This window comes from Cryobacterium psychrophilum (assembly GCF_004365915.1).
In the GTDB taxonomy this organism is placed as follows: domain Bacteria; phylum Actinomycetota; class Actinomycetes; order Actinomycetales; family Microbacteriaceae; genus Cryobacterium; species Cryobacterium psychrophilum.
Window position 1 is genome coordinate 2,036,608 of record NZ_SODI01000001.1, and the last position, 16,151, is coordinate 2,052,758.

At 64.7% G+C, this 16,151-nt stretch carries 15 protein-coding genes and 1 tRNA gene; 6 read left to right on the forward strand and 10 right to left on the reverse strand.

The window, feature by feature from the left end; all coding sequences use genetic code 11:
- Positions 1 to 13: 13 nt before the first annotated feature.
- Genes EDD25_RS09550 through EDD25_RS09575 form a run of 6 tightly spaced genes read right to left on the reverse strand, consistent with a single transcriptional unit; the run spans position 14 to position 7,078 of the window.
- Positions 14 to 1,723 carry a protein kinase domain-containing protein gene (locus EDD25_RS09550; RefSeq protein ID WP_134173067.1) on the reverse strand — a complete coding sequence of 570 codons (1,710 nt, stop codon included), beginning with the start codon at positions 1,721 to 1,723 and terminating at the stop codon, positions 14 to 16.
- Positions 1,720 to 3,171, reverse strand: a complete 1,452-nt coding sequence (locus tag EDD25_RS09555; RefSeq protein WP_134173068.1) for a peptidoglycan D,D-transpeptidase FtsI family protein — start codon at positions 3,169 to 3,171, stop codon at positions 1,720 to 1,722. Before EDD25_RS09555 ends, EDD25_RS09550 begins: the two co-directional genes overlap by 4 nt.
- Positions 3,171 to 4,568 carry an FtsW/RodA/SpoVE family cell cycle protein gene (locus tag EDD25_RS09560; protein ID WP_134173069.1) on the reverse strand — a complete coding sequence of 466 codons (1,398 nt, stop codon included), beginning with the start codon at positions 4,566 to 4,568 and terminating at the stop codon, positions 3,171 to 3,173. The genes EDD25_RS09555 and EDD25_RS09560 overlap by 1 nt, the downstream gene beginning before the upstream one ends.
- A complete protein-coding gene (locus EDD25_RS09565; RefSeq protein ID WP_134173070.1) occupies positions 4,555 to 5,781 on the reverse strand; it encodes a PP2C family protein-serine/threonine phosphatase in 1,227 nt (408 codons plus the stop codon). The genes EDD25_RS09560 and EDD25_RS09565 overlap by 14 nt, the downstream gene beginning before the upstream one ends.
- 5 nt (positions 5,782 to 5,786) lie before the next feature.
- Complete coding sequence (locus tag EDD25_RS09570; protein ID WP_134173071.1) at positions 5,787 to 6,356, reverse strand: FHA domain-containing protein FhaB/FipA; 570 nt, start codon at positions 6,354 to 6,356, stop codon at positions 5,787 to 5,789.
- Complete coding sequence (locus EDD25_RS09575; protein WP_134173072.1) at positions 6,353 to 7,078, reverse strand: FhaA domain-containing protein; 726 nt, start codon at positions 7,076 to 7,078, stop codon at positions 6,353 to 6,355. The genes EDD25_RS09570 and EDD25_RS09575 overlap by 4 nt, the downstream gene beginning before the upstream one ends.
- A gap of 203 nt (positions 7,079 to 7,281) precedes the next feature.
- On the opposite strand from EDD25_RS09575, the gene EDD25_RS09580 reads away from it, so the two are divergent.
- The 5 genes from EDD25_RS09580 (at position 7,282) to EDD25_RS09605 (ending at position 11,434) form a co-directional block, all read left to right on the forward strand.
- Positions 7,282 to 7,365 (forward strand) — tRNA-Leu (locus EDD25_RS09580).
- A 405-nt stretch (positions 7,366 to 7,770) separates the two neighbouring features.
- Entirely contained in the window at positions 7,771 to 8,124 is a 354-nt protein-coding gene (locus EDD25_RS09590; RefSeq protein WP_134173074.1) for a hypothetical protein, read from the forward strand.
- Positions 8,121 to 8,753, forward strand: a complete 633-nt coding sequence (gene arsD / locus EDD25_RS09595) for an arsenite efflux transporter metallochaperone ArsD (RefSeq protein WP_241986443.1) — start codon at positions 8,121 to 8,123, stop codon at positions 8,751 to 8,753. The genes EDD25_RS09590 and arsD overlap by 4 nt, the downstream gene beginning before the upstream one ends.
- Positions 8,754 to 8,760: 7 nt before the next feature.
- The gene (arsA, locus tag EDD25_RS09600) at positions 8,761 to 10,545 is read left to right on the forward strand and encodes an arsenical pump-driving ATPase (protein WP_134173075.1); all 1,785 of its coding nucleotides are present in this window, start codon (positions 8,761 to 8,763) and stop codon (positions 10,543 to 10,545) included.
- 238 nt (positions 10,546 to 10,783) lie between these two features.
- Entirely contained in the window at positions 10,784 to 11,434 is a 651-nt protein-coding gene (locus EDD25_RS09605; RefSeq protein ID WP_243834555.1) for a hypothetical protein, read from the forward strand.
- Here the strand turns inward: EDD25_RS09605 and EDD25_RS09610 are convergent.
- Positions 11,373 to 11,993: a flavin reductase family protein gene (locus EDD25_RS09610; RefSeq protein ID WP_134173076.1), complete on the reverse strand. Its 621-nt coding sequence runs from the start codon at positions 11,991 to 11,993 to the stop codon at positions 11,373 to 11,375. The two genes, EDD25_RS09605 and EDD25_RS09610, sit on opposite strands and share 62 nt — an antisense overlap.
- Before the next feature lie 42 nt (positions 11,994 to 12,035).
- The gene (locus EDD25_RS09615; RefSeq protein WP_134173077.1) at positions 12,036 to 12,290 is read right to left on the reverse strand and encodes a hypothetical protein; all 255 of its coding nucleotides are present in this window, start codon (positions 12,288 to 12,290) and stop codon (positions 12,036 to 12,038) included.
- A 132-nt stretch (positions 12,291 to 12,422) separates the two neighbouring features.
- Between EDD25_RS09615 and EDD25_RS09620 the strand changes: the two genes are divergently transcribed.
- Positions 12,423 to 13,067, forward strand: a complete 645-nt coding sequence (locus EDD25_RS09620; RefSeq protein ID WP_134173078.1) for a hypothetical protein — start codon at positions 12,423 to 12,425, stop codon at positions 13,065 to 13,067.
- Here the strand turns inward: EDD25_RS09620 and EDD25_RS09625 are convergent.
- Positions 13,064 to 14,533 carry an MDR family MFS transporter gene (locus tag EDD25_RS09625; RefSeq protein ID WP_134173079.1) on the reverse strand — a complete coding sequence of 490 codons (1,470 nt, stop codon included), beginning with the start codon at positions 14,531 to 14,533 and terminating at the stop codon, positions 13,064 to 13,066. The two genes, EDD25_RS09620 and EDD25_RS09625, sit on opposite strands and share 4 nt — an antisense overlap.
- Positions 14,534 to 14,636: 103 nt before the next feature.
- Positions 14,637 to 16,097, reverse strand: a complete 1,461-nt coding sequence (locus EDD25_RS09630; protein ID WP_134173080.1) for a glycerophosphodiester phosphodiesterase — start codon at positions 16,095 to 16,097, stop codon at positions 14,637 to 14,639.
- Between the last annotated feature and the right edge of the window lie 54 nt (positions 16,098 to 16,151).

Sequence of the window (16,151 nt, forward strand, 5' to 3'; positions counted from 1 at the left end):
AGTTGCCTCGCGGCTATCCGCCGGTTGCGCCAGTCACAACGACGGTCGTTGCCGGTGAGGCATCGGACTCAACCTGGCCGCAGAAATACGTGTACGAGACGTTGAACTGTGCCGCACCGGTGGCCGGACCGGACATGACCTTGGCGCTCGTGGCGTCGGCCGCTGTGGGATTCGCTCCGGTTACCGTTGCACCGCCGTCAACGATCACCCGGTAACCGCCCAGGGTCTGCCCGGTAGGGCAGCTCTGCGCGGCCCAGGAGACGGTCACCTCGGTGGCCGGCGCCACAGGGTTGGGCGCGGCTGTTGGTGCGCTTGAGGGCGTCGTTGGGGCTGCGGGCGCCGCATAGACCTTCACGAGGATCTCGGTGCCCGGCAGCACGGAACCGGTGGGGTTGACCGAGTACACGGTTCCCACGGCCTGCTCGGGTGACGTGGACGCATTGCCGTCCTGCACGTTCGCGACAAGCTCCATGCCATCGAGCTTCTGGCGGGCCTCTTCACTCGTGAGCCCCTCGAAGTCGGCAAGATTCACGTTGACCCTGGTGCTCGTGGGTGTGGCGCTGGGTGTTGGCGTGCTGGTTGGCGTGGGTGTTGGCGTGCTGGTTGGCGTGGGTGTCTCAGACGTTGGTGCTGGTGCCGGGGCGGCGTCGTTCTGGGTCACCAGCGCATAGACCGCTCCGGCCAAGACGAGAGCGAGAACCACGATCAGTGCGATGAGTGACCAGGACCACGGACTCTTCTTCTTCGTCGGGGAATCTGCCGCCACTGCGTCGGCGCGGGTGCCGGGCAGTGAAGCGGGAAGCATCGCCGTGGCCTGGTCGTTGCCGCCGGGAATCAGCATCGTGGCGGCGGTGACGGTGGCACCGCCGAGTACACCGGGAACCGCGACGGCTGCGGCAGCGACGTCCCCGCGACGCAGGGCGGAAGCGGCGCGGGCGAGGTGAGCGGCAGAGGCCGGACGCTCGGCCGGATTCTTGGACAGGCAGGCGAAGACAAGGTTACGGATCGGCTCAGAAACGGTGGCCGGCAGGTCGGGCGCGGTCTCATTGATCTGCGCCATCGCGATGGCCACCTGCGACTCACCCGTGAACGGGCGTCGGCCGGCAAGTGACTCGTAGGCGACAATGCCAATGGAATAGATGTCGGTCGTGGGGGAGGCGGGATGACCACTGGCCTGTTCGGGCGAGAGATACTGCACCGTTCCCATGACCTGGCCGGTCGCTGTGAGCGGTACCTGGTCGGCGATGCGGGCAATGCCGAAGTCGGTGATCTTGACGCGGCCCTCAGGCGTGATGAGCAGGTTTCCCGGCTTGATGTCACGGTGAACGAGACCGGCTGCATGTGCGGCGTGCAGAGCGAGGGAGGTTTGCGCCACAAAGTCGAGCACCTTGTCGGCGGGCAGCACGTGCTCGCGCTCGAGGATGGTGGACAGGGCCTCACCGGGCACGAGCTCCATAACGAGGAAGGCGCTGCCGTCTTCTTCGCCATAGTCGAAGACGTTGGCGATTCCTTCGTGATTGACGAGAGCGGCGTGCCGGGCTTCGGCGCGGAAGCGCTCCAGGAACCCGGGGTCGCCAAGGTACTCGTCCTTCAAAATCTTGATGGCAACCGTCCGGCCGATGACCAGGTCGGTCGACTTCCAAACCTCGCCCATACCGCCGATGGCGATGCGGGACTGCAGCTCGTACCGACCACCGAAGGTGAGCCCTGCTGTGGGTCTCATTTGTTAAGCACCGCCCCTAGAACCTTTTGTGCGATCGGTGCGGCAAGAAGGTTGCCGAATCCTGTTTGACCCATACCGCCACCATCCTCAATCAGAACGGTGATGGCATGCTTCGCGTCGTTCGCGGGGGCAAACCCGGTAAACCACAGTGTGTACGGCTCTGTCGAACCGTTCTCCGCAGTGCCCGTTTTTCCCGCCACTTTGACCCCGTCTATTCTTGCATTGCTCGCGGCGCCATCCTGGACGTTGTTGACCATCATCGCGGTGAGACTTGCCGCCGTTTCGGTGCTCATCACGCGTCTGAGCACCTCGGGTTCGAAGCTCTGCAAGGGGCTGAGGTCAGGAGCCAGGATTTCTTCCACCATGTTTGGTTTCATGGCGACGCCCCCATTGGCGATGGCGGCCGATACCACGGCCATTTGCAGCGGCGTTGCGCGCACGTTGGTCTGTCCGAAGGAGGAGAGCGCGGTCTGCGCCTTGTCAAGAGTTTGCGGGTAGTTGCTCTTCGTGGCCCGGAGCGGCGTGCTGAACGTGTCGTTGAAGCCGAACTTCTCTGCGGTCTCGCGAATTGCCTCATCTCCGAGCTGCAAGCCAAGCTCGGCCATCGGGATGTTGCAGGAAAGACGCAGGGCGTTGGCGATGGTGACGGTGTCGCCCTCTCCGCATGTGCCACCACCGGAGTTGGTCACGATGGAACTCGACCCGGGCAGCTGGAACGTCCCGGGGTTGGGGAACGTGCTCTCCGCGGTGAACTTGCCCGACTCCAAAGCGGCGGTCACCACGACGAGCTTGAAGACGGATCCGGGAGGGTTCAGGCTGTTGATGGCCCGGTTGATGAGCGGGTTGCCGGCGTCGTTGAGCAGTTCCTGATAGCTGTTGGTGACGTCCGCGTTGTTGTGCACACTGAGCAGGTTGGGGTCGAAACTCGGCTTGGATACCATCGCGAGGATTCGGCCGGTCTTCGGCTCAAGCATGACGACCGAACCAGTTTTGTCGCCCAGGGCATCCCAAGCCGCCTGCTGGGCAATGGGGTCGATCGTTGTCTCCACGGCCGCACCCTTCGGGTCTACTCCGGTGACGAGGGCGCTGACCTTATCGAAGAACTGGGCGTTTGAGGTTCCGGTGAGTTCACCGTTGAGGGCGTGCTCGAGGCCGGTCGGGGCGCCATTGATGGGGATGAACCCCGTAAGCGGCGCGTAGAGCGGTCCGTTGCTGTACGTGCGCAGGAATTTGAAGGCGTCGTCGACCGGGATCGACTGGGCGACGGGTTCGCCATTCACCAGAATGGCGCCGCGCTCCACGGAGTAGCTGTCGAGCAGCGTTCGCGTGTTGCGGGCATCCGCTGACAGATTGTCGGCTTGAAAGGCCTGCACAATCGACGTCGAGGAGAGCAGGGCGACGAACATGAGCAGCACGACGACGCTCACTCGCTTGAGTTCACGATTCATTAGACCACCAGCCTGGGTTGGTTGCGCACCGTGTCAGAGAGACGCAGCAGGAGCGCTGCGATGATCCAGTTGGCAACGAGTGACGAACCACCAGCCGCCAGGAACGGCGTGGTGAGACCGGTGAGCGGAATGACGCGCGTGACGCCACCGATCACGATGAAGCATTGCAGGGCCACAACGAAGGACAGGCCGACGGCGAGGAGCTTGCCGAAGTCGTCCTGACCGGCGAAGCCGATGCGGAACCCGCGGGCCACAAAGAGCAGGTAAAGGGCGAGGATGGCGAAGATTCCGGCCAGGCCGAGCTCTTCGCCGAGACTGGCGATGATGTAGTCACTCTGCGGAACTGGGGTGATGTCCGGGCGGCCCTGACCGAGGCCGGTACCAAGCAGGCCACCTTTGGCGAGGCCGAACAGGCCCTGTACCAGCTGGAAGCTGCCGCCCGGCGCGCTGTACACATCCGGGTTCATGGCGTCGAGCCAGTTGGTGAACCGGCCGTTGACGTAGGTGAGGGTCTGGCTGGCCAGAATGGCCCCGCCGAGGAAGAGGGCCATTCCGAGCAGAACCCAGCTGAGACGGCCGGTGGCCAGGTAGAGCATCACAAGGAACAGGCCGAAATAGAGCAGTGCGGTTCCGAGGTCACGCTGGAAGATGATGACCGACATGGACAGCGCCCACACCACGAGGATGGGACCGAGATCGCGCAGGCGGGGGAAATGCATGCCCATGAAGCGCTTGCCGACCATGGAAAGGCTGTCGCGGTTGCGCACGAGATAGCCGGCGAAGAAGACCGCGAGGGCGATCTTGGCGATTTCACCGGGCTGGAATGTGGCGAATTGACCAATGCCGATCCAGACCCGAGCACCGCTCACTTCGCGGCCGAGGCCGGGTACGAGGGGCAGGAGCAGCAGTATCACGGCGACAAAACCGGCTATATACGTGTAACGGAATAGGATCCGGTGATTGCGAATAACCAGGATGACGGTGATCGCGCAGGCGATGGCGAGCCCGCTCCACGCGGTCTGTCGCACGGCAGCGCTGCTCCAGCCCTCGACGCCGTCGGCGATGTCGATGCGGTAGATCATCGCAATACCGATGCCGTTGAGCAGCGTGGCGATCGGCAGGATGAATGGGTCGGCGTCGCGGGCCACGAAGCGCATGACAACGTGCAGGGCGAGAACAAGAACGCTCAGGCTCGCGCCAAGCAGCACGAGCGTCGTGTCAATGTGACCGAGAGCGCCGAGCTGCACGAGCACGACGGCACCGGCGTTGATGGCGCACGCGATGACAACGAGGAAGAGCTCGAGATTACGCAACTTCTGCGGCAGGTGAAGGCGTCGCACCTTGTCGGCCTTCGGCGTTGTGCGCGCCGGGGCTCCTACGCTGTTACTCGCTACCATCGTGTAACCGTTCGACTATGAGTTCTGCTTCGGCGACGGATGCCGCACTGATGGTTTTCTCGACCTGCTGGCGGTCGTAGACGCGCAGGTTGGAGAGCTCAAGATCCGTGTCTTCGTAGACGCTGGACAGCTTGATTGGTCCGAGGTCCTGCTGGATACCCTGGTAGATGGCGACGGTGGTGCCCTCGACGCCGACGAAATAGCGGGTCTGGGTCCATTGGTAGCCGAGCACGGCGGCGCTGGCAATGGCGAGCACGAGCAGGATCACGGCGACCAGCCAGCTGACCTTGCGGCGCCGGGCACGGCGGGCGTCTTCTTCGATGAGCTCGGACAGGTAGTCCTGCGAGTCCGGTTCGAAGTGCGTCTCGCGCACGGGGTGCAGGCGCAGGGGTGGAATGCGGAGCGGACGCTGGCGCACCGGCTCTTCGCCGACGGCGAGGCGCGCGGCGGCCGAACCCACGACGGTGGGTGAATCGTCGCGCTCGGCGGCATCGCCCACATCGACAATGACGACGGTCACGTTATCGGGCGCCCCGCCGTCGAGACTTTCTTTCACGAGCCGGTCGGCGACATCCTCGGCGCTCAGCCCGCTTGAGAGGGCGGCTGTCATGGCGGCATGCGACACGACGCCGGTGAGGCCGTCGGAGCAGAGCAGCCAGCGGTCGCCCGGAAGGGTTGCGAGGATGGACGTGTCAATTTCGGGGGAGGAATCGACGTCCCCGAGCACGCGCATGAGCACGGAGCGGCGCGGATGCACCATGGCTTCCTGTTCGGTGATGCGGCCGCTGTCCACGAGGCGCTGCACGAACGTGTGGTCAATGGTGATCTGCGAGAGCTCATTGTCACGCAGCAGGTAGATGCGCGAGTCGCCGATGTGGGCGATGGCGACCTCATCGTTGAGCACGACCAGGGCGCTCACGGTGGTGCCCATGCCCGTGAGTTCGGCGTGCTCGAAGACGGTCTCAGCGAGCTGTGCGTTGGCTCCGATGAGGGCAGCCTGCAGGGCGAATTCGGCGTCGGCGGCCGAGGCGTAGTCCGTGTCGGCCTCGATGATGCGTTTCACGGCAATGGCGGACGCGACGTCTCCACCGGCATGGCCGCCCATACCGTCGGCGACCACAAACAGGTTGTGCCCGGCGTAACCCGAATCCTGATTGTTGGAGCGTACCCGGCCAACGTCGGACGCGGCTGCGCTGTGAATCACTGTTGCCATGGAACCTACCGCCGAAGCTCGAAGCTGGTCGCGCCAATTTTCACGGTGGCGCCCAGCGGCACGGGGGTGGGCACCACAACGCGAGTGCCGGCCAGGAATGTGCCGTTGGTCGAGTCGAGGTCCTGGATCATCCACTCGTCGTTCCAGAGCATCAGACGGGCGTGGTGGGTGGAGGTGTAGTCGTCCCGGATGACGAGGCTCGAGTCGTTCGACCGGCCGATGGTGATCGGGTCGGTGCCGAGGGGAAATTCGGTGCCCGACTTCGGGCCGGAGGTGATCACCAGGCGTCCGGTGTTGAGTGCAGTGGCCTTCCCCGTGGCGGCGGGCCTGGCGGGAGCAGCCGGCCGCGAGAGTTGCTCGGTCGGCGCGGCAGCCGCGGGAACCGACGTGGCGGCGACCGGCGTCTGGAACGCGGGCGGCGTGGTGGGCGCGGCCGTGGCATCCGTGCTCAGCTTGCGGACCCGCTGGCCGAAGAGGTCGCTACGCAGCGCGTAGACGATGCCGAAGATGAACAGCCAGAGCACCAGCAGGAAGCCGATGCGCAGCACGAACAGCGTTAGTTCACTGACGCTCATTTTGAGGGCCCCCAGAATCCGCCCATGTCGTGGCGTTCGTTTGAGTCTCCGGCGGATTTGCCCTGTGCGAGCACGCGGAAGACGATACGAGTGCGGCCGATGGTGACCACCGAGTCCGGCTCAAGGATCGACTGCGTGACGGGGGAGCCGTCGAGCTGTGAACCATTGGTGGAGCCGAGGTCAGTCACCTGGGCCCGAGCGCCGTCCCAGGTGATCTCAACGTGGCGCCGTGAGGTGCCGGAATCGTCCACGGTGATATCGGCATCGCTGCCACGGCCGATGACGGTGCGTGATTTGATCAGCGGGTAGCGTTTGCCGGCGATGTCGAGAACCGGGGTCCAGGCGACGTCGCCCTTGAACGTGCTCGAATCGATCTGAACCATGCCTTCGCTGAGGCTGCGGTCGTCGGAAAGGGTGATCGACACCCCTCCGGTGAACTGGTAACGCTGCTCGGCGGCATGCTTCTTGACGAGCTTCGTGAGCTCGTCAATCAGGGTATCGCCGAGGGCGGTCATGCGGGCATGGTCTGCGCGGGACATACGCACGGTGAAGCGATTGGGCGCGAGGATGCGATCACGGGCGACGACTGCCGCTTTCGTGTCCAGTTCGCGACGCAGTGCCGAGGTGATCTCGACGGGCTGCAGTCCCGACCGAAAGGTCTTGGCGAAGGCGCCGTTTACGGCGCGCTCAAGACCTTTCTCAAAGTTATCCAGAATGCCCACAGGTCTCCCGATCCGGTCCGATTGGCTATGAGCATGTTACTTGTCTCGGGCGTAACCCGCCTGAAGGGCGCAGGGGGCACGAAGGATGAGTCTACCCGCGCGACTTGCAGGGCGGTTAATTCGGGGGACTTTCGAGGGGGCGCGCCGGGTCGAGCGCGTCGAATGGCGTCGGACCCCATTTCAGTGTTAGCATCTGTAAGTTCGCGCGAGTGGCGGAATTGGTAGACGCGCTGGCTTCAGGTGCCAGTGCCCGTAAGGGTGTGGGGGTTCAAGTCCCCCCTCGCGCACAATGCGAACAGAAAGGCCCCCGAGAAATCGGGGGCCTTTTGTCGTTCATGATTCTGGCAGGGCGAAATGCCCGCTCCGGTCGGCCGTGCGGATGCGGCGGCTCTTCTTGATCTCATCCCTGACGCCCCGGTCGGTGAGGCCTCAGGGGCGAGCAATATGTCTTGCAATGGATAATACCCCGGGGGGTATGCTACTGTCAGTTTTACCAGAAAGAAGGAGGACCACCGTGTGCTACCAGATCACATGTTCAACCTGTAAAAAAGCGACGTGGGACGGTTGCGGCCAGCACATCGAAGACGCGCTCTACGGAGTCGCGGAAGCCGATCGCTGTACCTGCAATGCCGGCGCCTGACGGACCTGATCTTCTGGCCGTAGCGTGAGCAGGATTTAAGGGTGTGAGCCTCGTGGGTGATTCACGTCTCACCAGGACCGGCGTTCTGCAGGCCCGAGCCCACGCTGCGCAGGAATGGTCGATGTCGCTGGGCGACACGACCTCCTGTGCCTTGGCGAAAGACGGACACTCGCACCCGTCGGCCAAGTTTCACGAGGGAAAAGTGGCGGCCCTCGGTGAGTTGGCGCGAAGAATTACCGACGACACCGATGACGGGTCCAGTGCTGCGGCGGCAACCGCCGTGAAGATGCGCTGGGCTGACCAGGTGATGCCCGGCGCCCGTCAGGACCGTGACTGGGAGGCCTACCGCGCTGGAGGAATCCAGGCCATGACGGAGATCGCCGTTACGCACAGAGCGGTCCCATGACGGCCCCGGAACCGCCGGTGATCGGCGAGATGGACGATGGAATCGACTTTCCCATGGTCAACGAACGAGCGGTTCGGGCATCCGCCGGCGCCAGGTACACACCGAGCCCCATCGACAACCGTCGATATAGTGGGAGAACCGCCAGCACAACATTCTGTCTCGGACAACGACGACTAAGGAACGGTTCGCTCATGACCAACATCCAGATCTTCGAACCCGGTCTCTGCTGCGGCACGGGCATTTGCGGTGTGGACGTCGACCAGCAACTCATCACGTTCTCGGCCGACATGGACTGGGTGCGCACCGAGGGCGGCGACGTCACGCGTTTCAACCTCGCCCAGGAGCCGCTCGCATTCGCCGAAAACGATACCGCCCGCACCTTCCTGAAGACGGCCGGCGAGGAGAGCCTGCCCGTCGTGCTCGTCGACGGCGCTACCGTCCTGACCGGCCGCTATCCGACGCGCGCCGAACTGGGCCGGTGGGCCGCACTTGACTCGGCTCCTCTCGCGGAGGTAATGCCGCCCACCCCGGCCGCGGTCCAGCCCGAGGGATCCCGCCAGCTGCTGCCGATGGCCGCGGCGACGCAGCAGGGCGACTCGTCCTGCTGCGGCGGAACCTGCTGCGGCTAGCATGAGGATGACGGCTCTGAGATTCCTCGACGCGGCTCCGCGCTTTGTCTTCTTCACCGGCAAGGGCGGGGTCGGCAAGACTTCCATCGCGTGCGCGGCGGCCGTACGGCTGGCCGATGCTGGGGCATCCGTTCTACTCGTCAGTACCGACCCTGCCTCCAACGTGGGCCAGGTCTTCGGCGTGACCATCGGCAACACTCTCACTCCCATCGACTCGGTGCCGGGCCTGTCTGCCCTGGAAATCGATCCGGAGCAGGCCGCCGAACAGTACCGGGAACGTATCGTCGGGCCGGTACGCGCCGTGCTCCCGGCTGCAGCGGTCGCCTCGATCGAGGAACAGCTCTCTGGTGCCTGCACGACCGAGATCGCCTCGTTCAACGAGTTCACCGATCTCCTCACCGATGCCGCGTGGACGGCAGCCTACGACCACATCATCTTCGACACCGCGCCCACCGGCCACACCATCCGGTTGCTCCAACTGCCCGGTTCCTGGACCGACTTCCTCACCGAAGGCAAGGGCGATCCCTCCTGCCTCGGTCCGCTGTCCGGACTCGAAAAGCAGCGGGCGATCTACACGGAAGCTGTCGGCACCCTGGCCGATCCCGCCCGCACCCGGCTGGTCCTGGTCGCCCGAGCGCAGCAGTCCACACTGCAGGAAGCCGAGCGCACCCACACCGAACTGGCCGCAATCGGCATGGAACGCCAGTACCTGGTGGTGAATGGAATCCTCCCCGATGACGTCGTGGGTGCCGACCCCCTGACCGTGTCCATCCACGACAGTGAAAGCCGTGCCGTGGCGGAGCGATCCGAGGCGTTGAAGGCGCTGCCGACGGACTACATCGAACTCAAGAACGACAACATGGTGGGCCTGCCCGCGCTGAGAAGCCTGCTTCAGGCCGGAAACTCTCCGACTGAGGCAGTGCATTCCTCACTGGGCACGACAATCGCGCCGCTATCGGCGCTGGTGGACGAGATCGCGGCCGGAGGCCACGGACTCATCATGCTCATGGGAAAGGGCGGCGTCGGCAAGACCACCATGGCGGCGGCCATCGCCGTGGCCTTGGCCGAACGCGGACTGCCTGTGCACCTGACGACGACGGATCCCGCCGCACACCTGGCGGACACCCTGCGCGGCGCCGTGGAGAACCTTGCGGTCTCCCGCATCGATCCCGCTGTTGAAATCCAGCGGTATGCCGCCGACGTCATGCGCAGCAAAGGCGCCCACCTCGACGAACAGGGGCGGGCGATGCTGAAGGAGGACCTCCGTTCACCCTGTACCGAGGAAATCGCAGTCTTCCAGGCGTTCTCACGCGTCATCCGGGAAGCGAAGACCAAGTTCGTGGTGATGGACACGGCCCCAACCGGCCATACCCTGCTCCTCCTGGACGCGACCGGCTCATACGACCGTGAAGTCAAGCGTCAGGTCGGGAGCACGATGCATGTCACCACGCCGATGATGAAGCTGCAGGACCCTGAGCAAACGAAGGTGCTGCTCGTGACCCTGGCCGAAACCACACCGGTGCTCGAGGCCGCCGAGCTGCAGGAGGACCTCCGCCGTGCCGGCATCAAGCCGTGGGCCTGGATCGTCAACAACTCGATCGCGGCCGCGGCGCCCACGTCCGCCTTCCTCCGGGCACGGTCAGCCAATGAGGTGGCCGAAATCACGCAGGTCACGGAGAACTACGCGGACCGGCTGGCACTTGTTCCCTTGCTTCCCGTCGAACCCGTCGGCATTCCCGCCCTGCGCGCATTGGGGCACTCCCGCTTCGTCCGGATAGCAGCAGACGCATAGGCTGCACCCGCGGCCGCGGGTCTCGGTAGTGAAACTTTCGATCTCCATTTTCGTGAGTCGCGCTACCATGCGAGCACGTTCCGGGAAACGCACAACAACATGATCCTCGGCGCCGTGCGGCTCAGCAAGGCAAGGGGCTTGGCCGCACAACCGGGCCGGCAGAAAAGGGGAGTGGCGTAGGAGTGAGGCGAGCGATGCGGCGGGCCCTCACGAGTACCGGGTGCGCGAGATTATCACGGTGTTCGTGCTGTCGGTGACGGCGGTGCTGACGGCGTGGTGCGGGTGTGAATCCTCCAAATGGGGCGGCGAGATGTCGATCGATTTCAGTCAGGCATCCTCCGCCCGTATCCAGGCCACCGACTACGACGGGCAAGCCCGTGATGCCCGGCAAATCGACGTCGCCAGCTACCTCCAATGGATCGAAGCGACCGCTGACGAGCTCCCCCAGCGCGCCCAATATTACGAGGACCGGTTCACTCCGACATTCGCCGTTGCCTTCGACGCGTGGGAAGCCGGCGATAGGGAGGAAGCCTTCCCATTCGTCCTCGACGAATACGTGCCAGAAGGAACCGCGGAAGCGGCGGAGATGAATGCGACCCCGGATGCCCGTTTCGCGGACGCGCTCAAGAGTAACCAGCGCGGCGACAACTATTCCCTGCTCACGGTCCTGTTCGCGCTCGTGCTGTTCCTGACCGCGATGTCGCAAAGGAACAACAGCGAGTGGGCGCCCGGGCCCTCCTCGGTCTCGGCGCCGCCGTCAGTATCAGGGGAGTGGTCCTCATGCTCACGTTCCCGATCAAGATCTGACCAGGAACCCCGGGATTCCTTTACGCGCGAGGGCGGAAGTCGCGCGGCCAGTCGGCCGTGCGGATGCGGCGGATCTGCTTGATCTGGCCCATGGTGCCCCACTCGTCGAGGCCCAGTCGGGAGAGCGGATCCAGCAGATCAATGCGCGGGTGGTCTCCGTCAAGTACGTCCGTACTGATGGCCGCGTGGGTCACCAGCCCGAAGACGAGGGTGCAGTCGCCCATGCGGATGGTTTCGTGCAGGCGGCACTCCAGGGCGGTGGGGGACTCCTTCACCCTCGGGCTCGATACGGTGCGGCTCGGCTCACGGGTGAGACCGGCCCGGTCGAACTCGCTCACGTCGGGTTCGAACGCTGTTGCGGTGGCGTTGATCTCCTCGAAGAGGGAGGCCGGGCTGAAATTGACCACGAAGTCCCCGGTGGCCTCGATGTTGCGCAGGGTGTCCTTCTCGCCCACCGACGTGAACTGGATGATGGGCGGAGTCACCGAGGCCACCGTGAAGAACGAATGCGGTGCAAGGTTGTGCACCCCGGTGGCCGAGGTACTCGAGACCCACGCGATCGGGCGAGGAACAACCACAGACGTCAACAGGCGATAGAAATCCCGCGAGGGCAGCTGGGCCGGATCAAAGTGTGTGCGCATGTTCCACAGGCTAACGGCTGGTCGTGCGCCCAGAACTCGGGCCTAGTCGGCGTCCGACTCGCGCGCGGTGTCGACGGCCGCCGACGCCTGATCCACGAGGGCCTCGACCTTGCTCTGCGCCACTGCCGCTGCATCCTTCGCCGCCTGCTCCGTCTGCGAGATCACCTTCTGCAGATTGGGGTCGCTCCAGGCATGTTGGGCCTTCGCTGACAGCGCCGCGGCGGCGCGCCTGCCGGCCCTGGACGCGAGCAACAGGCCGGTGGCGACGCCAACGAAGAAGATCATTCCGTTTTTCATTCCTGAACCTCCGAGTCACGCTGATTCTGATCCTGCAACCGTAATGTCGTCGTCGAATCCGCTCAAGGGATTGACAAGCAGAACATAATCTAGAGGGATGCACCCCGTCGAAGCACAGATTCTGGAGCCGAATTGACCCACGCGTATGAACTGCACGTCGACCTCCTGGCGCAATGCTTCTGCTGCCGGTCGCGGCAGCCGTTCAACTTCACGTCAGCGACCGACCAGGTTGTGTGCTCGTTCTGCACCCGTCACGTCGGCTCCGATAAGTCGGAGCGTCGGGACCAGGACCATCTGCGTCTCTGGGTCGAAATTTTCAGCGACGAGCAGGCGATGCACCGGGCCTATGTGGCGGCCACGCAGCAGGGCATCGCCGAGCGGGACGCGACGATCGAGGACCTGTCCTCGCGGGTCACGGAACTCGCCGACCTCGTGGCAGGGCAGTTCGACGAAACCCCCAGCGACGGCGTGCGCGGCCTGCTGCAGAACGACCTGGTCAAGCGTGCGGAGCGTAAGACCGAGCTGGCCTCCCGTCAGATCGACTGGGCCATGGCCGTGATCTGGCGCCTGAGCGTGTTGCATCACGACGACGCGGACAAGCCGCTGTATTGCGTGTGCGGGCGCCGTGCCCCGAGTTGCGCGGAGGCGAAGGCCATCGACCCCGTGCGCACGGCGGTCACCGACTGGGAGAAGAAGAACGAGCGTTTGCTGCTGGGCGGCAAACGACACGGCCTGCCCGATGACCACCCCGCGGTGACCACCGGACGACTCGCTTAGCCGAGAGGCTGCGTGCTGAGCCGAGCGCGACCCACGAGGAACGCGAGGGGAATCGCGAACACGGAGATGACCGCGCCGTAGACGAACGCCGCGTGAACGCCCGCCGCGGTGGCGGTGGCCTCTGACGCACCGTCGGCGATCAGGCCGGCCGATTGCGCCGACAAGACGGCGATGAACAGCGCGGTTCCGATCGCGGCCGCGAGCTGCTGAACGGTTCCGACCACGGCGCTGCCGTGCGAGTACAGTTCGGGCGTGAGGGACGCGAGGCTCGAGGTGAACAGCGGCGTGAAGATGAGCGCCAGGCCGGCGCTGAGTGCGATATGGGCGGCCATGAGCAGTGAGGGAGCGGTTGATGCTCCCATGAGCGTCATGGACCAGAGGGCCGCGCTGACAAAAATGGATCCGGGAACCAACAGGACCGTCGGACCGAATCGGTCGTAGACGCGACCGACGAACGGTGCGAGAACGCCCATGGTGATTCCGCCGGGAAGCAGAAGCAGGCCGGTGGACAAGGCATCGAGGCCCAGCACGGTCTGCATGTAGATCGGCAGCAGGATCAGGGTCCCGAACAGGGCGATCATGCTCAGGCCGAGCATGACAATGGCGATCGTGAACGTACTCGACCGGAAGGTGCGCAGGTCGAGCAGCGCACGATCCGAACGCTGCAGGCTGACCTGACGAAGCACGAAGGCCACGAGGGCCAGCGCACCGATGACCAGGGAAATGACCCCCACATAGGCACCCGATTCGCCCGTGGAACCCAGGTTGCTGAGTCCGTAGATCAGGCCACCGAAGCCGAAGGCCGAAAGAATGATGGAGAGGGTGTCGATCGGCACCGTGCGCGGGGTTGTCACGTTCTGGATCCTCCCGGCGCCGAACAGCAGCGCACCGACGGCAATCGGCAGAACCAAAATGAACATCCAACGCCAGTCGAGCACGCTCAGGATGACGCCCGAGATGGTGGGCCCGATGGCCGGGGCAACCGAGATGACGATGGAGATGTTTCCCATCGTCTTACCGCGAGAGGCGGGTTCAACGAGCATCATGACCGTGGTCATGAGCAACGGCAGCATGATGGCCGTTCCGCTGGCCTGCACCACGCGGCCCACGAGGAGAACCTCAAATCCGGGCGCGATGGCTGCGATGAGGGTTCCGAGGCTGAACAGGGACATGGCAGCGATGAAGACCGGCCTGGTGTGGAAGCGCTGCAGCAGGAACCCGGTGATGGGGATGACCACGGCCATGGTGAGCATGAAGGCGGTCGTCAACCATTGGGCCGTGGATGCCGTGATGCTGAGATCCGTCATCAGGTGCGGGAGGGCCACACCCATGATCGTTTCATTCAGGATGACGATGAAGGCCGAGGTCAGCAGGATTCCGATGACGAGGCGATTGCGCTTTGAGTCATCGGCGATCGGAGCCGCGTCGGCTGTCGCGGGCGGCTGCGAAAGGGTTCGTTCGGTCATTCAGGGTCCTGTCAATGGTGCGGCCGCGGCCGCGACTGCGGTGGAGACGGTGCGCAGCGCCATCGCCCACGCACTCCTAAGCCAGCGTTGAGCGGGGTGTGCTTTATTCCTGATCCGAGACCGGGGTCACCGAAATGGAGCGGAACTCCACCGGGGGGCCGGCGTAGTAGTTCTTGCAGAGCCAGAAGTATTGTCCCCGGTACGACGTGTCGGAGCTGTCGAGCGACCAGCCGACGCCATCCACTCGGGAAACGCGGATGCCGCCGGGTGTCACGGTGATCTGCAGGCGAATCCACTGCCCGGGCCGGGTGGCAGCGGTGCGGATAGCGCCCAGAGAGGCCCCTCGCTTGGTCTGGGCCGCCCGGCTGAACAGTTCGACGCGGCCGCTCGCGCGCACCGTCACGTGGTACCCGGGCGTGTCCCCGACGATGCGCACACGATAGGGACGGTCGTCGGGCGTCCCGAAGGCAATCCCGGCGTGGTCGGAGGAATCCGGAGGAAGCTCGCTCGGCCAGCGCATCTCGAATGTCAACGTGTACGCGTCGGCCGGGACTGGGCACAGCGAGCCCATCAGGTAGCTCTGTGTTCCCTTGGCCGAGATCGCGATGGACGCCGTCTCCGCCGTGATCACCGGCTGCAGCTCTGTGCCCTTGTCCATGGTCCATGGGAGGTCGCCGGGGGCACGCAGGCCCGACGCAAAGGCATCCGTGGTGGCCGACGGCACCGCCGTGGAGGCGTACGGCACGTTGGAGCACATCATGCCGGTCACGCCCAGGCTCAGCATGCGGTCGCGCATGGATCGGTAGTGAATGGGCCAGGCGACGACCGGTTTGCCGAGCGCCACCACCTGCGCGATCTCGGCATCGGTGGCCGAATGCTCGACGCCGAGGTAGTCATGCGCTGCGCCGAGTTCTTCCGCCCTGGCATAGAGGTCCTTGGTGAAGTACCCCCAGGTTTTGTATCCGGCCGCCAGGATGGCCGCTGGAGGCTCGTATTCCACCGATTGCTTCCACACGAAATGCGAGGTCGCCTCCGGAAAACTCTTCATGAGGCTGACCAGCTGCGGCTGGTGGGTGCCCTGTTTGTCTTCGATAAAGACGACGTTCTGGTGGGCGACGGCGGTGAGAACATCGTCGAGTCGGGGGATGGGTTGCAGGGCGGCGGACGGCCCGAGCCATTCCCTGGCGTCGTTGTGCAGACCTGACAGCGTGTCCCAGGAGGTCTCGGCGATCACCAGTTGCTCTCCCGTCATGCGTGTCGTCGTGGCGTCGTGATGACACAGCAGCACGCCGTCGGAACTCGCGCCGACCGACACCTCCACGGCTGGCGCCCCGAAGGCAATCGAGCGGGTATAGGCGTCGAACGTGTGCTCCACCCAGTTGTCCCCGGAGCCCCGGTGCGCGATGAAAACCGGGGCGGTTGCGAACAACACGTCGAGGGGGTTGGGGCCAACGGATGCCGTGGGTGTTGGCGACGCGATCGGCGGCGGGGCCGCGGACTGGCACGCCGTGAGCGCGAACGTCGTCGCCCCGAGCCACAGAAACTGCCGCCGATTCAGGGGCACGGCGGTACCTCAGACTCCCTGGCGCCGTCGGGGCACCCAGCCAGAATCTACTCC

Coding starts and splice junctions, on each gene's coding strand:
- EDD25_RS09550 (WP_134173067.1), bottom strand. CDS start 1,723: ATGAGACCCACAGCAGGGCTCACCTTCGGTGGTCGGTACGAGCTGCAG.
- EDD25_RS09555 (WP_134173068.1), bottom strand. CDS start 3,171: ATGAATCGTGAACTCAAGCGAGTGAGCGTCGTCGTGCTGCTCATGTTC.
- EDD25_RS09560 (WP_134173069.1), bottom strand. CDS start 4,568: ATGGTAGCGAGTAACAGCGTAGGAGCCCCGGCGCGCACAACGCCGAAG.
- EDD25_RS09565 (WP_134173070.1), bottom strand. CDS start 5,781: ATGGCAACAGTGATTCACAGCGCAGCCGCGTCCGACGTTGGCCGGGTA.
- EDD25_RS09570 (WP_134173071.1), bottom strand. CDS start 6,356: ATGAGCGTCAGTGAACTAACGCTGTTCGTGCTGCGCATCGGCTTCCTG.
- arsD (WP_241986443.1), top strand. CDS start 8,121: ATGACGGCCCCGGAACCGCCGGTGATCGGCGAGATGGACGATGGAATC.
- arsA (WP_134173075.1), top strand. CDS start 8,761: ATGACGGCTCTGAGATTCCTCGACGCGGCTCCGCGCTTTGTCTTCTTC.
- EDD25_RS09610 (WP_134173076.1), bottom strand. CDS start 11,993: ATGCGCACACACTTTGATCCGGCCCAGCTGCCCTCGCGGGATTTCTAT.
- EDD25_RS09615 (WP_134173077.1), bottom strand. CDS start 12,290: ATGAAAAACGGAATGATCTTCTTCGTTGGCGTCGCCACCGGCCTGTTG.
- EDD25_RS09625 (WP_134173079.1), bottom strand. CDS start 14,533: ATGACCGAACGAACCCTTTCGCAGCCGCCCGCGACAGCCGACGCGGCT.